This window comes from Nocardia wallacei, from assembly GCF_029868745.1.
Classification (GTDB): Bacteria; Actinomycetota; Actinomycetes; order Mycobacteriales; family Mycobacteriaceae; genus Nocardia; species Nocardia wallacei_B.
The window spans coordinates 29,755-50,531 of the sequence record NZ_JARWOP010000115.1 but is presented as its reverse complement, the minus strand read 5'-3'; the positions used below and the strand labels follow the sequence as shown (position 1 = coordinate 50,531).

The following is a 20,777-nucleotide window of genomic DNA, read 5'->3' as shown; positions in this document are numbered from 1 at the left end:
TTCGGCCGACCCAGGGCGAACGCTACGCCGTAGCAACCGTTCGATGAACGTTCGCCGGTCCCGATTTTCGTGCCAAAGGTCCCTTGTTTTCCGGCGATGAACGTGCGCTGACGACCCCCTGCGCCGCCCCCGGCGGTCACAAGAGGTCGTTCAGCAGACGCCCCACCGTGCTCATATTCTCGGGACGGTCGAAATCGCCGTGGGCGCAGTGCACTTCGAGCACGCGCACCCGTCCGCCGATGTGCGGGCGCCAGGCTTGTTCGAGGTCGTCCGCGAAATCGGGAAGTGGATCACCCTCGGCGTCCAGTGCGGCGCCGAATATCGTGAGATCACCGTCGTAGATTGGTGCGACGTAGCCTTCCAGCAATGTGCTGCTGTTGATGAGGACCCGCGCCGCGCGCTGCGCCAGTTCCTGCACGACCGGCGCCTCGAGGTGCTCACCGAATCTGTCGGCCATCCACTCCCGCAGGCTGGCCAAGGCGTCCTGTTCCGAGACGTCCGGCTGATCGACCGCGGGCACGGGCGGCTTGCTGTCGACGACCCCCAGGAATCCGATCGGCATTCCGCGCTCGGTGAGTCGCTGCGCCAGCGCGTGGGCGACGATGCCGCCGTAGGACCACCCCAGCAGGAAGTACGGTCCCTCTTTCTGCACTGTGCGGATTCGGTCGGCGTAGTCGTCGATCATTTCCTCGAACGAGGTGGCCATCGCCCCGCCGTCGAGCCCGCGGGATTGGACCGCATGGATCGGCCGGTCGGGCAGGTGCGGTCCGAGTTGCTGATAGAACCAGCCGAGACCACCGCCGGGCGGCAGGCACCACAGCGGTTCCCGGGTCCCGGAGTCCTTCAGCACCAGCACCGGGTCGAAATCCGTGCCGAATTCCGTGCCGTCCTCGAGCCGGGCCGCCAATCGGGCGACCGTCGGCGCGTCGAATATCAATCGGACCGGCACATTCGCCCCCAGTGTCACCCGAATTCGGCTGGTGAGGCGGGTCGCCAGCAGGGAATGCCCGCCCAGCGCGAAGAAGTCGTCGTCGATGCCGACCCGGTCGATGCCCAGGATCTCGGCGAACAACCCGGCCAGCACCCGCTCTCGCTCGGTGCCCGGCGGCCGATATTCGTTCGCGGAGGCGAATTCGGGGTCCGGCAGCGCCTTGCGGTCCGGTTTTCCGCTCGCGGTCAGTGGCAGCGACTCGATCACCATGACCACCGCGGGCACCATGAATTCGGGGAGGCGCTCGCCTGCCCACCGGCGCACATCGGCGGCCAGCAGACCGGCGCGCGGATTGTTGGCGTAGGCGGTGAGATCGTCACCCACCGCGTCCGGCGGCAGGTAGATATCCGTCAGCGGCCGGTCTTCGGTGGTCGCGATGTCGAGGAAGATCGCGTCCATCCGGCCCTTGTCGGCCGACCAGGTCACCGCCGTGCGGTAGCCGAACCGCTGTCCCAGCGCGTGCAGATCCTCCGGCAGCAGTGCCGTATCCGCCCGCCGGCCGTCGTCGAGGACACCTTCGAAATCGACGGCGAGGGTTCCGGCGGGGATGACGGGCAGGCCATCCCCGATGCTGCGTGTCGCGCCGACCTGGTCGATCAAGCCGATATGCGGAATACCGGTGACACGAATTCCGCCGGACCGCGGCGCCTCCAGGAGCGTGCGCAACCGATCACGGTCGCGGAATTCGATGGTCGGCAGGTCGGCCACCGAGAGCCTGGCCGTGGCCGATTTGCGCAGGACCACATCGTAGCGATACCGGGTCAGCTCGTTGACCGCGTAGCCCCGCTGAAGCTGGATATCGACGGCGTCGAAACCGGTTGCGGCGCGGCACAATCCCACGAAGTATTCGGGCGCCAGCAACAGTTCCTGTTCGGCCGCGATATCCCGGCGCACCCGGGCGCCGACCGCCGCGGGATCGGTGTCGCCGGTGCGCGCGAGTTGCACCGCGGTGGCGAACTCCGCCAGCAACGCCGCATTGCGCACGTCGCCGAGGAAGACCGCGCCGCCGGGGGCCAGCAGTCTTTCCAGGCGTTCGAGGACCGTGCGGAGATAACCCTCGCCGGGGAAATACTGGATCACCGAGTTCAGCACCACGGTGTCGAAGTAGCCTTCGGGCAGGCCGTCGGTATCGTCGGCGGCCCGCACGCTCGGGATGACGCGGTCACCCCATTCGACTCCCAGCGCGTCCAGCTGCCTCCGGAGCGTGGCTATGGTGGGCGCGGAAAAGTCTGTCGCCCAATACTCTTCGCATTCGGGCGCGAGCTGCGACAGTATCAGGCCCGAACCCACACCTATCTCCAGCACGCGGCGTGGCGTCAGCTCACGAATGCGTTCGACGGTGGCCATCCGCCATTCGCGCATCTGCTCGGACGGAATCGGCTCCCCGGTGAAGCTGCTGTTCCACCCGCCGAAATCCGCGCCGAACGCCGGGCCGTCGCCGGCGTCCTCGGCGCCCGCGTACAGGTCGTCGTACACCTGCCGCCACTGCCCGACCAGTTCGTCCTGCCCGACCACCGGCCCGGATCTGTCGGCGACCACGTAGCCGACCAGCTGTTTGTCGCCGAGGCCGGTTTCCCGCGCCAACACCACGGCCTGCGAGACCGAAGGATGTTGTGCGAGCGCGTTTTCCACTTCCCCGATCTCGACCCGGAAACCACGAATCTTCACCTGATCGTCGGCCCGGCCGACGAATTCCAGCTCGCCCGCGGCATTCCAGCGCACCATATCGCCGGTGCGATACAACCGGCCGCCCGATCCGAACGGATCCGCCACGAACCGCGCGGCCGTGGCCCCGGCCCGATCGTGGTATCCGCGGGCCAATTGCGCGCCCGCCACATACAATTCCCCGGCCACCCCGACCGGGACCGGCGCCAGCCCCGAATCCAGCACGTACACACGGACATTCCCGATCGGGCGGCCGATCGGAACGGCTCCGTCGATGGCTTCCCGCCAGTCGTACCGGGTGACGTACACGGTCGTCTCGGTGGGGCCGTAACCGTTCGCGACCCGGATATCCGGGTATGCGTCGGTCAGCTCGCGCACCATACGCGCCGTCAATTCGGCTCCGCCGGACAGGATTCGGCTCAGCGTCCGCAGCGGATTGCCCGACCGCGTCCCGACATGGTCGAGCAGCGCCGCCAGCAAGGGCGGTGTCGCGAACATCGCCGTCACCGCGCGGGCCTCGACCAACCGCGCGATCTCCGCCGGATCCGAGCGCTGCTCACCCGCGATCACCAGCGCGCCGCCACTGCACAGGGCGGGCCAGATCTCATATGCCGAGGCATCGAACGCCACCGACGAGTGCACCAGGATCCGATCCTCGGGACTCCCGGGCCGCGCCGCCTGCGCTACGAAGCTCGCCACATTGCGATGCGTCACCTCGACGCCTTTGGGAACGCCGGTCGAGCCCGAGGTGTAGATCAGGTACGCCAGATTCTCCGGCCGCACCGCTACGTCCCGGCCGCGAGCCGCCCCGTCGGCAGCGCCCGGCGCGTCGATATGCAGGCGCGCCAATCCGTTGTCGGGCAACATGTTTCCGGTCACGGAGTCGGTCACGACAAGCACGGGACGGGCGTCGGCGAGGATGAACGCCAGCCGCTCCGAGGGATAGGCAGGATCTATCGGCAGGTACCCGCCGCCGGCCTTCAGCACGGCCAGCATCGCCGTGAGCAGATCCACCGACCGCGGCAAGGCCACCGCGACCACGGTATCCGGGCCGACGCCCCGCGATGTCAAGATCCGCGCGAGCCCATCGGCGCGGCGACCGAGTTCGCCGTAGGTCACCTCGTCGTCACCGTGGACCACCGCGAGCGCGCTGGGGGTGTGGGCGGCCTGGGCCTCGAACAAGCCGATCAGAGTCGCCTGCGCGGCGGCCGGGGCGGTGGTGTCGTTCCACTGCCGCAACACCAGCTCGCGCTCGTCGTCGCGGAGCACATCGATCGCCCCGACCGGCGTATCCGGATGCGACACCAGCTGCCGCAGGAGCCGCAGCAGCCGCTCCACCATCGCCTCGACCGTCGACCGGTCGAACAACTCGGTCGCGTACTCGACGAAACCGCTCCACGGGTGACCGGCCGGGGCGTCGGCGATATTGAAGAACAGGTCGAATCGCGCGGTCGAGACGGTCGTCGGATAGGGCCGGAGTTCGACGTCCGGCAGGGCGACCGTCGGCAGGGCGTTGTTCTGAAAGGCCAGCGTCACCTGGAACAGCGGGTGACGCGCCGCCGAGCGGGCCGGGTTGAGCAATTCGACGAGCAGTTCGAACGGCGCGTCCTGGTTCTCGTACGCGGCCAACGCCTTTGCCCGGACCTGGCCCAGGATCTCGGTGAACGCCGCCGCCGCGGTGACCCGCGCGCGCAGCACCCAGGTATTGACGAAGAATCCCACCAGGTCCGCGACCGCCTCGTCGGTGCGCCCGGCGATCGGCGAGCCGATCGGAATGTCCTCTCCCGCACCGAGTTTGGACAGCAGGACGACCAGCGCCGATTGGAGCGCCATCGACACCGTCGCCCCTTCGCGGGCGGCCAGCCGCTCCACCGCCGCTCTGGTCCGCGCGTCGATGTCGAACGTGACCAGATCCCCGCGATAGGACGCCACGCGCGGCCGCGGCCGGTCGGTCGGTAGCGGCAACTCCTCCGGCATGCCGTCGAGTTCGCGCCGCCAATACTCGAATTGACGGGAGACGATGCTGTCGGGGTCGGCGGTCGAGCCCAGCCAATCCTGTTGCCACAGCGTGTAGTCCACGTATTGCACCGGCAACGGCTCCCACTCCGGGGCCTGTTCGTGCAGCCGTGCCGTATAGGCGACGGCCAGATCGTGCAGCAGCGGCGTCATCGACCAGCCGTCACCGGCGATATGGTGAATCACCAGTACCAGCACGCTCTCGCCGGAACCGGACCGTAAGACGGTCGCGCGGATCGGAATTTCGGCCGACAGATCGAACCGGTACCCGAGCGCCGAGGTCACGGCCGCGTCCAGCGCACCGGAATCCACCTGCGCAACCGTCACCGGCAGTTCGAGATCCGCGACGTCGAGCACCCGCTGCGAAGGCACACCGTCCACCTCGGCGAAGACCGTCCGCAGACTCTCGTGCCGCGCGACGATATCGCCCACCGCCGCCTCGAACGCCACGGGATCGAACACGCCCCGCAGCCGAGCGGCCAACGGAATGTTGTACGTAGCCGAGGGGCCCTCCAGCCGGTGCACGAACCAGAGCCGCCGCTGCGCGAACGACAACGGAACGATGTCCGGCCGCTCCCGCACCGACATTGCCGGGCGCACCTGCGCGTGCACATCCAGCCGAGTTGCCAACTGCGCCACCGTCGGAGCGTCGAACACCGTCCGGATCGACACCTCGACGCCCAGCACCGCACGGATTCGACTCACCAGGCGAGTCGCCAGCAGCGAGTGCCCGCCCAGTTCGAAGAAGCTGTCGTCCACACCCACCTGGGCGAGGCCCAGCACCTCGGCGAACAACTCCGCCAGTACCCGCTCGCGCTCGCCCCCGGGGGCTCGATACCGTGCCGAGGAGGCGAGCTCCGGCTGTGGCAGCGCCGCGCGGTCCAGCTTGCCGTTCACGGTCAGCGGCACCGAGTCGATCACCGTGACCACGGTCGGCACCATGAATTCCGGCAGCCGGTCGGCCACCCATCGACGCACATCCCCGCCGTCGAGCACACGGCCGTCGCCCACCACGTACGCGATCAGCTGTTTGCCGGCGGAACCGGTATCGCGGGCTGTCACGACGGCCTGCGACACCGAGGGATGCTGCGCCAGTGCGGCTTCCACCTCGCCCGGCTCCACCCGGAAACCGCGGATCTTCACCTGATCGTCGGCCCGGCCGACGAACTCCAACTCTCCGACCGCGTTCCACCGCACCACATCACCCGTGCGATACAACCGAGCACCCGCATCGAACGGATCGGCCACGAACCGCGCAGCCGTCAGCGCGGCCTGGCCCAGGTACCCACGCGCCAATTGCGCACCGGCCACATACAATTCACCGGCCACACCCACCGGAACCGGCAGTAACCACGAATCCAGCACGTACGCACGGACATTCGCCAACGGACGCCCGATCGGCACCGCTGTGCCCGCGACGGATTCCGAGGCCTCGAACGACCGGCGGACGGCGAAAGTCGTGGTCTCGGTCGGCCCGTACACATGCACGACGCGCGTCCCGGAAGACCTCCGCACCGCCCGCCGGAACACCTCCGGCGGCATGTCCTCGCCACCGGTCCACACCTCGCGAAGCCCGGCGAGGGCCTCGGGGTGGTCGTCGGCGAGTACTTCGAACAGCCGGGTGGTGAAGAATGCCGCCGTGACCGCGTGCGTGGTCAGCACACGGGTCAGGGCCGCGATATCGGCGTGCTCCGCCGGTGCGACGACCACCCGGCCGCCGCGGAGCAGCGGCACCCAGATCTCGTAGGTGGAGGCGTCGAAGGCCACCGAGGAATGCATCAGCACGCTGTCGTGCGCATCGCCCCGCCACCCGGGTGCGGCCGCGAATGCCGACACGTTCCGGTGGGTGACCGCGACACCTTTGGGCACACCCGTGGAACCGGACGTGTAGATCAGATATGCCAGGTTCTGCGGCCGCACCGTGACGATTCGATCGTCGCCGGAGCCCTGTTCGGCGTCCACGGCGTCGAGCCACAGCCGGGGAATCGGATTGTCGGGCAGCACATTCGCGCTGACCCGATCGGTGACGACGACCACCGGGTCGGCATCGGCGAGGACGAACGCCAGCCGATCGGACGGGTAGGCCGGATCGATGGGCAGATATCCGCCACCGGCCTTCAGCACGCCCAGCAGCGCCACGATCAATTCCGCCGATCTCGGCAACACCACGGCGACCACGGCGTCCGCACGCACCCCGTGCGCGGTCAGGGCGTGGGCGAGAAGCTCGGCGCGACTGTCGAGTTCGCGATATGTCACCTCGACGTCACCACACACGACGGCCACCGCGTCCGGCGTCGCCGCGACCTGTTCCCGGAACCGCGCGACGACGGTGCCACCGGGAACCTCGGCGCTCGTCTCGTTCCATCGGCGCAGCACCGCTTCTCGTTCGCCGGCGTCGAGCACATCGATCGACCGCAACGCGGCGTTCGGGTCCGCCGCCAGCTGTTCGAAGATCCGCACCAGCCTGCGCGCCATCGCCTCGACCGTGGACCGATCGAACACGGTGGTGCGGTATTCCAGATGCAGGCGCACGTCCGGGACGGCGGTGGCGACCAGCGTGACCGCGTAGTGCGAGGGCGTATCGGAGCGCACACCCGTGAGGGCGATGCCGCTGTCGGCGGCGCCGCTGCCGATCCCGTCCTGGTCGATGGGATAGGACTCGAATCCGATGAGCGTGTCGAACAGGACGGGCAACCCCACGCCCTGATGTATCTCGCTCAATCCGACATGATGATGGTCCAGCAGGGCCGCCTGCCGGGCCTGCAGATCGTTCAGCACAGCGGCGAAGGTGTCACGCGGATCGAATCGCATCCGCACGGGCACGGTGTTGATGAACAATCCGACCATCGAATCCACGCCCGGAATCGCGGGCGGCCGTCCCGAGACGGTCGCTCCCGCGATGACGTCGCGGCGACCGGTCGACACCGCCAGCAGCATCCCCCACGCCGCCTGGACGACGGTGTTCACCGTGACCCCGAGCGCCTTGGCCCGGCGGCCCAGCGCCGAGACCGTCTCGGCGGTCACTTCCACCTCGACCCGGTCGACATCGGCTGCCTCGGAAGGCGCTGCGCCACCGGGCTTTCCGAGACTGTCGGCGAGCAGTGTGGGTTCGTGGACACCCTCCAGCTCCCGCATCCATGCCTGTAGGCCCGCGTCGCGGTCCTGCCGGTGCAGCCACGTCAGGAATTCCCGGTAGTCCGGTGCGGCGGGCAGGCGGTGGGCGTCGCCACGGGAACCGTAGAGCCGCAACAGGTCCCGGATCAGCAGGGGCAGCGACCAGCCGTCCAACAGGACGTGATGGGCGGTGACCACCAGTTCGGATCGCTGCTCGGCCGTCCGCACCAATGTCAGCCGCAGCAGCGGCGGGGTCGTCACATCGAAACGCGCGTTCCGATCCTCGTCCAGCAATGTCCGCAGCGCACCCGCCCGTCCGGCCTCGTCCAGGTCGCGCAGATCCACTGCGTTCCAAGGCAATTCGACACCGTCGACGACCACCTGAACCGGTGCGCCGTGGGAGTCGGCCGCGAAACCCACCCGCAGTGTCGGATACCGGTCGAGCAGGCCCTGACCCGCCGCCCGCAGCCGGGCCGGATCGACCTGCCCGGCCAGGCCGAAAACCACCTGCATGTGATAGGCGTCGAAGCCGGTGTCCGCCAGCCCGTGATGGAACAGCAGCCCCGACTGCATCGAGGTCGGCGACCACACGTCCACCAGTCCCGGATAGCGTCGCTCCAGGAGTTCGATCTCGGCCTGCTCCAATTCCACCAGCGGCAGGTCCGCGGGCGTCAAGCCACCCGCGCCCGGCGTCGCGGCGTGGCGTGCCAATCCCAGTGCCGCGCTTCGCCACAGCTCGGCCAGCTCCCGCACCTCGGACTCCGCCAGCACCCCGGCGGGCGCGGCGAACACCGCCCGCAGCTCCGGACCGGCGTCGGTGTCGATCACCATGGCGCTCATGTCCAGCACCGACATCACCGGCATCGCGGACAACGCGGGGTCCACCGGCGTGATCACCGGTCCGGCGTCGGCCGCGGGCGCCCAGCCCGCTCCCCGCGATCGTTGCGGCAGCAGATCCGCCGAGGTGAACCGGCCGAGGTAGTTGAATCCGATCTGGGCGTCCGGAAACTGCCGCAGGACGGCGGCCGTCTCGGGGTTCAGGTACCGCAGCAACCCGTAGCCGATGCCTTTGTCCGGCAGTGCCCGCAATTGCTCCTTGATCGACTTGACCAGGTCGCCCGCGGCGTCGCCGCCCGCGCACAGTCGATCCCACGCCGTCGCGGCGGCCCGCAGCCGCACCGGGTACATGCTGGTGAACCAGCCGACGGTGTCCGACAGCTCGGCGCCCGCAACGGTATCCTCCTCGCGCCCATGGCCTTCCAGCCGGAGCAGGACAAATTCCTCGGAGACCCCGCGCGCTTGACGCCAGCGCGTGAGGGCCACCGCCAGGGCCGCCAGCAGCCCGTCCTCGACGCCACCGTGGAAGACCGCGGGCAGGGTCGTCACCAGGATCTCGGTCTCGGCCATTGGAATCGGCACCTCGACATGCTGCACGGTGGCCAGGACGTCGACGTCCGGCCGTAGCGGCCGCGCGCCCAGCATCGGATCGGGTCCGTCGAGAACGCCACGCCACCAGGAGAGTTCGGCCACCCGACGCGGCTGGACCGACTCGTCGGCCAGTCCGCGCGCCCACCGCCGCATCGATGTCCCCGCGGGAGCGAACACCGGCTGCGCTCCGGACGCCACCGCTTGCCACGCGGCGGCCAAGTCCGGCAACAGGATTCGCCACGACACACCGTCGACCACCAGGTGATGCGCCACGATCGCCAGCCGGCCCGCCTCTGCCGGACCGGCGTCGAACCACACGAACTGCATCATCACTCCGGCCGCCGGAGCCAACCGGCCGACCGCGGCTTCCAGCTGCGCGGCGATCACGTCCGCACGGGAAGCCTCACTCACCTCGACGCGATGCAGCCACATCCCGGCGTCCACCGAACCGGGCGGTGCGATCTCGAGTCCCGGACCGCGCTCGTCGTCGACCAGCCGCGACCGCAGCGCGTCATGACGGTCGAGGACCGCCGTCAGCGTCGCCACCAGGCCCGCTCGGTCGATGCCGGCCGGCAGCTCGAGCACCATGGTCTGATTGAAACCGTCGAAACCGGCGCCCAGCTCCCGCACGAACCGTGCCACCGGCAGCAGCGGCATCCAGCCCACTCCGGCGCCCGCCGGTTCCCGTAGCACCGAATCCGCCGCGCGCCCATCGGCTACGGCCGCCAAGGCCGCCACCGTCCGGCGTTCGAACACCTCCCGCGTGCTCACCACCACGCCCAGCGCCCGCGCCCGCGACACCACCTGGATGGAACGAATGCTGTCCCCGCCCAATTCGAAGAAGCTGTCGTCGACCCCGACCCGCTCCACTCCCAGCACCTCGGCGAACACCGCGGCCAGCGCCCGCTCCTCGGCGGTGCCCGGCGCCCGGTAGCGCGCCGACGGCGCCGCCTCGGGAGCGGGCAGCGCCTTGCGATCCACCTTGCCGTTGGCGGTCAACGGAATCGAGTCGAGCACCATCACGACGGCCGGCACCATGAACTCCGGCAGTCGCCGGGAGACGAACTCGCGCAGCCGTGTTCCCTCGAGTCCGGCCACGCCGGGGGCGACGTATCCCACCAGCTGTTTGCCGCCGGTCCCGGTGTCCACCGCGATGACCGCGGCCCGCGATACCGAAGGATGCTGTGCGAGTGCGGCTTCCACCTCCCCCGGCTCGACCCGGAAGCCACGGATCTTCACCTGATCATCGGCCCGGCCCACGAACTCCAACTCCCCCACCGCGTTCCACCGCACCACATCACCCGTGCGATACAACCGGCCACCCACATCGAACGGATCAGCCACGAACCGACCAGCCGTCAACGCCGCCCGACCGAGATATCCCCGCGCTACCTGCGCACCGGCCACATACAGCTCGCCCGCGACACCGACGGGGACCGGCAGCAACCACGAATCCAGCACGTACACCCGGGTATTGGCCACCGGAGCGCCGATCGGCACCGAGCCCTTCGTGCCGTCGGGCACGCTGAACGCCGTCACATCGACGGTCGCCTCGGTCGGACCGTAGAGATTGTCGACCCGGACGCCGCCGCACACCGCTTTCACCGCGGCGGCCAATCCCCCGGTCAGCGTGTCCGCGCCGGTATTCACCTGCGTCAGACTCCGGAACGGCTGACGCTCCAACGACTCCGCGTACTCGACCAGCGCCGACAACAGCGGCGGCGTAGCGAACATCTTCGTCACCGACAGGGTCTCGACCAGCCGGGTGATCTCGGCGGGGTCGGACTGTTCCGCGGCCGCCAGCACCAGCGTCGCGCCGCCGCACAACGCGGGCCAGATCTCATACGTGGACGCGTCGAAGGCCACCGACGAATGCGCCAGCACCCGATCCCCCGGCCCCGCAGACCACGCCTGCGCAACCAGATTCACCACGTTACGGTGCGTGATACCAACGCCTTTCGGTACACCCGTCGAACCCGAGGTGTAGATGACATACGCCAGATTCCGCGGCCGCACCGCCGCCGTTCGATCGCGGCCGCCCGCCTCGCCGACCTCGTCCAGATACAGGCGCGGTATCGCGTTGCGCGGCAAGCGGTCCGCCGTCGATCGGTCGGTCACCATCACGACCGGATCGGCGTCGGCGAGCACGAACGCCACCCGATCCGCCGAATAGGCGGGATCGACCGGTAGGTAGCCGCCACCGGCCCGCACCACCGCCACCAGCGCCACCAGCAGCTCCACGGATCTCCCCAGCGCCACGGCCACGAGCGTGTCGGGTCCCACGCCACGCGCGACCAGCACTCGCGCCAGCCGGGCCGCCCGGGAATCGAGCTGCTGATACGTCAGCTCCGTATCGCCACAGACGACGGCTACGGCGTCCGGAGTGCGGGCCACCCGCGCCTCGAACAACCCGAGGAGCGTGGTGTCCCGGACGTCCAGCGCGGTCTCGTTCCACCGCCGCAGCACCAGGTCGCGCTCGTCGCCGAGGAGGTCGATCGAGCCCACCGGCACCGTCGCGTTCGAGGCCACCTGCTCGAATATCCGCACCAGCCGCCGCGAGACGGACTCGATCGTGGCGCGATCGAACATATCGGTGCGGTATTCCAGTCGAAGCGTCAGGTCGGGGGCGGCGCCGGCGACGACGGTCAGCGGGTAGTGCGTCGGCGCGGTGGGACGCAGATCGGTGAGGCCGAGTCCGCTGGCGGTGACGGCCGCGTCGATCCCGGTCCAATCGACGGGATAGGACTCGAAGCCGATGAGCGTGTCGAACAGCGTGTGCAGCCCGGTGGCCCGGTGGATATCGCTCAACCCGACATGATGGTGGTCCAGCAGGGCAACCTGCCGGGCCTGCAGATCGGTCAGCACGTCGGCGAGGGTGTCGCCGTGGTCGAACCGCACGCGCACGGGCACGGTATTGATGAACAGGCCGACCATCGAATCGACCCCCGCGATCGCGGGTGGCCGGCCCGAGACCGTCGTCCCGGCCACCACATCGCGGCGGCCCGTCGACGCGGCCAGCAGAATCCCCCACGCCGCCTGCACGACCGTGTTCACCGTGACCCCGAGTTCGACGGCCCGCCTGCTCACCGCCTGCGCGGTCGCCGCGGGCAGGGGCGCCTCGACCTGCTCGACCTCCGCGGGCGCGGCGTCGTCGGCGGCGCCGGCGAGCATCGTGGGTTCGTCGAAGCCGTCGAGTTCCGCGGCCCAGGCCCGCAGGCCCGCGCCGGAATCCCATCGGCTCAGCCAGGCCAGGAATTCGCGATAGCCGGGTACCGGCGGCAGGGCCGCGGCGTCACCACCGGAACCGTAGAGCCGCAGCAGATCTCGGATCAGCAGCGGCAGTGACCAGCCGTCCAGCAGCATGTGGTGGGCGGTGAACACCAATTCCGAGCGCCGGTCGGCGGTCAGTACCAACGTCAGTCGCAGCAGGGGCGGCGTCGCCACGTCGAATTGCGTGTGCCGGTCCTCGGCCAGGAGCGCATCCAGCGCCACGGCGCCCTCCGCCTCGTCGCAGTCCCGCAAATCTACGACACGCCAAGGCAATTCGACCGGGTGGACGACGACCTGCACCGGAACACCGGCGGCGTCCTCGGCGAATCCGACCCGCAGGTTCGGATACCGGTCGAGCAATCCCTGACCGGCCGCGCGCATCCGGGCCGGGTCCACCGTTCCGGTCAGGCCGAACACCACCTGCATGTGGTAGAAGTCCGGCCCCTTGCCCGCCAGCGCGCGATGGAACAGCAACCCCGACTGCATGGCGGTCAGCGGCCAGACCTCGACCAGTCCCGGATAGCGCCGCTCCAAGTGTTCGATCTCGTTCTGCGCCAGCTCCACCAGCGGCAGGTCGGACGGCGTCAGGCCACCCGCACCCGAGCCGACGGCGTGCCGGGCCAGTCCGAGCGCCGCGGCCCGCCAGAGCCCGGCCAATTCCTCGGCCGCCGCCGTGTCCGCGACTCCGGCCGGAGTCGCGAACACCGCTCGCAGGACCGGGCCTTAGTCGGTGTCGGCGATCATGGTGGTGACGTAGACGACCGCCAGCGCGGGCATCGCCGAGTCCGGGGCCGCCACCGATCCGGAATCGCCCTGTGCGGGAGTCCATCCGGCGCCCCGCAGTCGTTGCGGGAGCAGGTCCGTCGAGGTCAACCGGCCCAGGTGGTTGAACCCGAGCTGTCCCGCCGAGTACGGCCGCAGTGCCGCGGCGGTCTCGGGATTCAGGTAGCGCAGCAACCCGTAGCCGATGCCCTTGCCCGGAATCGCGCGCAACTGCTCCTTGACCGACTTGATCGAGGCGCCCGCCGCCGGACCACCGGCGCAGAACTCCTCCCACGCCGCCGCGTTCGCACGCAACCGCACCGGGAACACGCTGGTGAACCAGCCGACGGTATTCGACAGGTCGGCGCCCGGCACGGTCTCCTCCTCGCGCCCGTGCCCCTCGAGCCAGATCAGCACCGATTCCTCGGCTACCCCGCGAGCCCGGCGCCAGCGCGTCACCGCCGCCGCCAGGGCCGCCAGCAGACCGTCCGCCACGCCGCCGTGGAAGACCGACGGCAGGGTGGTCGACAGCGCCTCGGTCTCCACGACGGGAAGCTCGACGACCGTATGGCGCACGGTGGCCATGACGTCGACCCGCGGGTCCAGCGGCCGCGTGCCCAGCATCGGGTCGGGTCCGTCGAGAACCGAACGCCAGCACGGCAATTGCTCGGTCAGCTCCGGCGCGGACGCCTGTTCGGCCAGTCCGTGCGCCCAGTGCCGCAGCGAGGTGCCCGTGGGCATGAGGTCCGGCGGCGTTCCGGCGGACACGGCCTGCCACGCGGAGACCAGGTCCGGCAACAGGATTCGCCACGAGACGCCGTCGACCACCAGGTGGTGCGCGATGATCGCCAGTCGGCCCGCGCGCGCCGGACCGGCGTCGAACCACACGAACTGCATCATCACCCCGGCCGCCGGGGCCAACCGGCCGACCGCGGCCGCCAGGTGTCCGGCGGTCACCTCGGCGGGTTCGGGTTCGGCCGCCTCGACGCGATGCAGCCACATCCCGGCGTCCACCGAACCGGGCGGTGCGATCTCGAGTCCGGGGCCGCGCTCGTCGTCGACCAGCCGCGACCGCAGCGCATCGTGATGGTCGAGCACGGCCGTGAGCGTCGCCTCCAGACCCGCCCGGTCGATGCCCACCGGCAGATCCAGCGTCATGGACTGATGGAAACCGTCGAACCGGCCGCCCAGCTCGCGCACGAACCGCGCCACCGGCAGCAAGGGCAGCCAGCCCACCGCGCCGAGGGCCGACTCGTCCGTCACCGCGCTCGCGGGTTCGGTCGCCACCGCCGCCAACGCCGACACGGTCCGGCATTCGAACACCTGCCGCGGACCGACTTCGACGCCCAGTGCGCGCGCCCGGGACACCACTTGGATGGAACGAATACTGTCCCCGCCCAATTCGAAGAAGTCGTCGTCCGCCCCGACCCGATCGCGCCCGAGCACCTCGGCGAACACGGTGGCGAGGATTCGCTCCTGCGGCGTGCGCGGCGCCCGATGCGGCGTCGCGGAGGTGAACTCCGGTTCCGGCAGCGCCGCGCGGTCGAGCTTTCCGCCGGTGGTCAGCGGCATCGACTCGACCACCATCACCACCGCGGGCACCATGAATTCCGGCAGGCGCCCGGACACGAATTCGCGCACCTCCGCGCCGTCGACCGTGCCGCCACCGGCGCTCACGTACGCGATCAGCTGCTTGGCGCCGGTCTCGGTGGCGTGCGCCGTCACCGCCGCCTGCGACACCGAAGGATGTTGTGCGAGTGCGTCTTCCACCTCACCGGGTTCGACCCGGAACCCACGGATCTTGACCTGGTCGTCGGCGCGGCCGACGAACTCCAGCATCCCGTCGCTGTTCCAGCGCACCACATCCCCGGTGCGGTACAGCCGCCCGCCCGCCGCGTCGAACGGGTCCGCCACGAATCGCGCCGCGGTGAGCGCTGCCCGGCCCCGGTAACCTCGTGACACCTGCGTACCGGCCACATACAACTCGCCGGGTACCCGCACCGGCACCGGCCGCAACCGCGAATCCAGCACGTAGACACGCGTATTGGCCACGGGAGCACCGATCGGCACGGCGCCCGCCACGCCGTCGGGCACCACCGACGCGGTGACATTCACCGTCGCCTCGGTCGGCCCGTAGAGGTTATCGATCCGGATCTCCCCCCACCCCGCCCGCAGGGTCCGCACCAGTGCCGCGGACAGGACGTCGGCGCCGGTATTCACCTGTCGCAGAGCCCGGAAAGGGTTGCCCGGCAAGGTCTTCGCGTAGTCCAGCAACGCCGACAGCAGTGGTGGTGTGGCGAACATCTTCGTCACCGGCCCGGTGTCGGCCAACCGGCTGATCTCGGCCGGGTCCGAGCGCTGCGCACCCGCGATCACCACCGCCGCGCCGCCGCACAGGGCCGGCCAGATCTCATAGGTCGAGGCGTCGAATGCCACCGAGGAATGCGCCAGGACCCGGTCCGCGGTATCGGTGTCCCAGGCCTGGGCGATCAGGTTCACGACGTTGCGGTGCGTGACCTCGACACCTTTCGGGCGGCCCGTCGAACCGGAGGTGTAGATCAGGTACGCCAGTTGCTGCGGCCGCACCGCCGGGAGCCGGTCGCGCCGGGCCGCACCGGCGTCGATGGCGTCGAGACGCAGCCGCGGTATGTCGTTGTCCGGCAGCGTTTCTCCGGTGGCCGTGTCGGTCACGACGACCGCGGGCGCGGCGTCGGTCAAGACGAAACCCAGGCGATCCGACGGATATGCCGGGTCGACGGGCAGATATCCGCCGCCGGCCTTCAGCACGCCCAGTAATGCCACGATGAGGTCCGCGGTGCGCGGCAATGCCACCGCGACAACGGCTTCCGGGCCGACGCCGTGCGATATCAGCGCATCGGCGAGCGCGTCGGCCCGGACATCCAGCTCGCGGTAGGTCAGCTCGGTGTCCGTACCGACGACCGCGACCGCGTCCGGGGTCCGGGCGGCCTGCGCCCGGAACAACCCGACCACGGTGGTGTCGGCGACCGGCACCCCGGTGTCGTTCCACCGCCGCAGAATCAGTTCCCGCTCACCGGCGTCGAGCACCTCGACGGATCCGACGGGCACGCCGGGCTCCCCGGCCACCTGCCGCAGCAGTCGCACCAGACGCCCGGCGATGGCCTCGACCGTCCGCCGATCGAACAGGTCGGTGGCGAATTCGACGAGCCCGCCCCAGTCGTGTCCCGCCGGGGCGTCGGCGATGGTGAACAGCAGGTCGAACCGGGCGGTGCCGGTGAACGCGGCGTAGGGCTCGATGCCGACTCCCGGAAGTTCCAGCCTGGGCAGCGTGTTGTTCTGGAACGCCAGCATCACCTGGAACAGCGGATGATGGGCCGCCGAGCGCGCCGGGTTGAGCAATTCGACCAGCAGCTCGAACGGGATGTCCTGATTCTCGTACGCCGCCAAGGCCTTTGCCCGGACCTGCCCCAGCAGCTCGGCGAACGACGCCGCCGGATCCACGCGCGCCCGCAGCACCCAGGTGTTGACGAAGAATCCCACCAGCTCCGTCAGCGCCTCATCGGTGCGACCGGCGATCGGCGAACCGATCGGAATGTCTTCTCCCGCACCGAGTTCGAACAGCAGTACCGCCAGGGCCGACTGCAACACCATCGACACCGTCGCGCCCTCGCGTGCGGCCAGGCGCTCCACGGCGGCGCGCGTTTCGGCATCGATGCCGAAACCCACAACGTCCCCGCGATATCCGGCCGTGCGGGGCCGGGGCCGATCGGTGGGCAACCGCAGATGCTCGGGCATACCGTCCAGCTCGTGACGCCAATACTCGAACTGCCGCGACAACACGCTGTCCGGATCGTCCGCCGATCCCAGCAGCTCCCGTTGCCACAGCGTGTAATCCACATACTGCACCGGCAACGGCTCCCACCGGGGCGCGGTCCCCCGGCTGCGCGCCGTGTACGCGACCGACAGATCCCGCAGCAACGTCGCCGCCGACCAGCCGTCACCCGCGATGTGGTGCAACAGCAGCACCAGTACGCGGTCACTGTCGCTACGAAAGACAGTGGCGCGCAAGGGTATTTCCGACGACAGATCGAATTCGTAGCACACCGCGGCGGTCACGTCCGCCGCCAGTTCGGCGGCGGTCGTCTCGGTCACCGTGAGCGGCGGCCGGATCCGGTCGGCGTCCTGGACCCGCTGTGCGGGCACGCCATCGACCTCGGCGAACATCGTGCGCAGGCTTTCGTGCCGCGTCACGACGTCCCCGATCGCCGCCTCGAGCGCCGGGATATCCAGCTCGCCCGTCAACCGCGCCGTCACCGGGATGTTGTAGGTGGCGGACGGTCCTTCGAGCCAGTGGATGAACCACAGTCGTCGTTGCGCGAACGACAGCGGGACGGGCTCGGGGCGCTGCCGGACCGTCAACGAGGGACGTACCTGGAGGTCGGCGTCCAATCGGTGCGCGAGCCGTGCGACGGTGGGTGCGTCGAACACCGTCCGGATCGGCACCTCGATCCCCAGTGCCGCCCGGATACGGCTCACCAGCCGGGTAGCCAGCAGCGAATGCCCGCCCAGGGCGAAGAAGCTGTCGTCCGCACCGACCCGATCGACCCCGAGAATCTCCGCGAACAGTCCGGCCAGCACCCGCTCGGGCTCGGTGCCCGGAGCCCGGTATTCCACCGCGGACGTGATCTCCGGGACGGGCAGGGCGTCGCGATCGACCTTCCCGTTGAGGGTCAACGGAATGGACTCGATCACCGTCACCGCGGCCGGGACCATGAAATCCGGTAGTTGTCCGGCGAGGAACTCGCGCACCGCGGTCCCGTCGAGTTCGCCGGGCTCGGCTCGGTCCGCGACCACATAGGCGATCAGCCGCTTGTCGCCGGAATCGGTGTCGCGCGTCATCACCAAGGCCTGCGACACCGAAGGGTGCCGTGCCAGAGCGGCTTCCACCTCACCCGGCTCGACCCGGAAACCTCGGATCTTCACCTGATCATCGGCCCGGCCGACGAACTCCAACTCCCCCACCGGATTCCACCGCACCACATCACCCGTGCGATACAACCGGCCACCCACATCGAACGGATCAGCCACGAACCGACCAGCCGTCAACGCCGCCCGACCGAGATACCCGCGCGCCAACTGCGCACCGGCCACATACAACTCACCGGCCACCCCCACCGGAACCGGCTGCAACCACGAATCCAGCACGTACACCCGCATATTCGCCAACGGAGCACCGATCGGCACCGTCACGTCGACACTGTCCGGCACGACCGAGGACGTCACATCGACCGTCGCCTCGGTCGGGCCGTACAGATTGTCGATCCGCACACCAGGGCACATGTCCCGCACCGCATGGACCAGCCCGGCTCCGAGGGTGTCGGCGCCGGTATTCACCTGCACCACACTCCGGAAGGCGTTGTCCGGCAGTGACTCCGCGTGCTCGACCAGCGCCGTCAGCAGCGGGGGCGTCGCGAACATCTTCGTCACAGACCGAGTCTCGGCCAGTCGTGTGATCTCGGCCGGGTCCGAACGCCGCTCGGTCGCCAGCACCACGGTCGCGCCGCCGCACAACGCGGGCCAGATCTCATACGTGGACGCGTCGAAGGCCACCGACGAATGCGCCAGCACCCGATCCCCCGGCACCGCACACCACGCCTGCGCAACCAGATTCGCCACGTTACGGTGCGTGATACCAACGCCTTTCGGTACACCCGTCGAACCCGAGGTGTACATCACGTAGGCCAGTTGCCGCGGCCGCACATCGATGGCGAGATCGGGCGCGTCCTCCGCGGCCACGTCGACGGACTCGAGGTACAGCGCCGCCACGGTGGCGGGCACCGCGGACGCCGTCCCGGAATCGGTCACGATGAGGACCGGCCCGGCGTCGGCGAGGATGAATGCCAGCCGCTCGGAGGGATAGGCGGGATCGATCGGCAGATACGCGGCACCGGCCCGCAGCACCGCCAGCAACGCCACGATCAGCTCCGCGGACCGCGGCAAGGCCACCGCGACGACATCGTCCGGCCGCACGCCGCGGGCGATCAGGTCTCGCGCCAGCCGGGCCGACCGCACATCCAGTTCCCGATACGAGAGCGCGGCGTCACCGCAGAGCACGGCGGCCGCGTCGGGTGTGCGCGAGATCTGTGCCCGCACCAGCCCGGTCAGCGTGGCCTCCGGGACCTCGGCGGCGGTCTCGTTCCATCGGCGCAGGACGAGTTCGCGTTCCGCGGTATCGAGGACCTCGACCGCACCCACCGCGATGTCCGGACGTGCCGCCGCCTGTCGCAGCACCCGCACCAGCCGTGCGGCCATCGCCTCGACGGTGGTCCGGTCGAACAGGTCCGTCGAGTACTCGACGTGGACGTTCCAGCCGCCGGTCGCGGACGCGTCACCGATATTGAATACGAGATCGAATTGCGAGGTCGTCGCGGCCAGGGGGTACGGCTCCATGACGAGCCCCGGCAGCTCCAGCGCGGGCGCGGCATTGTTCTGGAAACTCAGCAGGACCTGTACCAGCGGGTGATAGGCCGTGGAGCGGACCGGGTTGAGCAGTTCGACCAGCAGTTCGAACGGGATGTCCTGATTCTCGTAGGCGGCCAGCGCCTTCGCCTTGACCTGGCCGAGAATGTCGGTGAATTTCGCCGCCGGGTCCACGCGGGCCCGCAGCACCCAGGTGTTGACGAAGAATCCCACCAGCTCCGTCAGGGCCTCGTCCGTGCGACCCGCGATCGGCGAGCCGATCGGAACGTCTTCCCCCGCACCGAGTTTGAACAACAGCACGGCCAAGGCCGACTGCAATACCATCGACACCGACGCGGCCTCGCGGGCCGCCAGCCGCTCCACCGCGGCGCGGAGATCCGCCTCGATCTCGATGACCGTGACGTCCCCGCGCGAGCCCGCCGCGCGCGGCCGGGGCCGATCGGTGGGCAACCGCAAGTGCTCGGGCACACCCTCCAGCTCGCGACGCCAATACTCGAACTGCCGCGACACCACACTGTCCGGATCATCCGCCGACCCCAGCAACTCCCGCTGCCACAGCGTGTAATCCACATACTGCACCGGCAGTGGCTCCCACTCCGGCGCACTTCCCCGGCTGCGCGCTCCGTACGCGACCGACAGGTCCCGCAGCAGCGGCGCCATCGACCAGCCGTCACCCGCGATGTGGTGGATCAGCAGCAGCACCACGTATTCGCCCGCGCCGCAACGCAACACGGTGACCCGTAGCGGGATCTCGGTCGCGAGATCGAACGGATGCCGCGCGGCCTCGGCGACCGCCGCGTCCACCTCGCCGACGGGCACGTCGGCGATCGCGATCGGCACCTCGACGCCGCCGGAGTCGAGCACCTGCTGGGCGGGCACGCCGTCGACCTCGACGAAGATGGTGCGCAGGCTCTCGTGCCGGGTCACGACGTCGCCGACCGCGGCGGCGAAGGCCGACTCGTCCAATTCGCCTCGCAGTCGGACCGCCACCGGCATGTTGTAGGTGGCGGAGGGACCGTCCAGCCGGTCGATGAACCACAGCCGGCGCTGCGCGAACGACAACGGGATCATC

Annotated in this window: 2 protein-coding genes; both read right to left on the bottom strand. The window is 69.6% G+C overall.

What is annotated here, in order from left to right; genetic code table 11:
* Positions 1-136: 136 nt before the first annotated feature.
* On the bottom strand, positions 137-13,189 hold the full coding sequence (locus QH470_RS08810; RefSeq protein ID WP_280271784.1) for a non-ribosomal peptide synthetase: 13,053 nt from the start codon (positions 13,187-13,189) through the stop codon (positions 137-139).
* 18 nt (positions 13,190-13,207) lie between these two features.
* On the bottom strand, positions 13,208-20,776 hold the full coding sequence (locus tag QH470_RS08805; protein WP_280271783.1) for a non-ribosomal peptide synthetase: 7,569 nt from the start codon (positions 20,774-20,776) through the stop codon (positions 13,208-13,210).
* Position 20,777: the final 1 nt, after the last annotated feature.

Coding starts and splice junctions, on each gene's coding strand:
- QH470_RS08805 (WP_280271783.1), bottom strand. CDS start 20,776: ATGATCCCGTTGTCGTTCGCGCAGCGCCGGCTGTGGTTCATCGACCGG.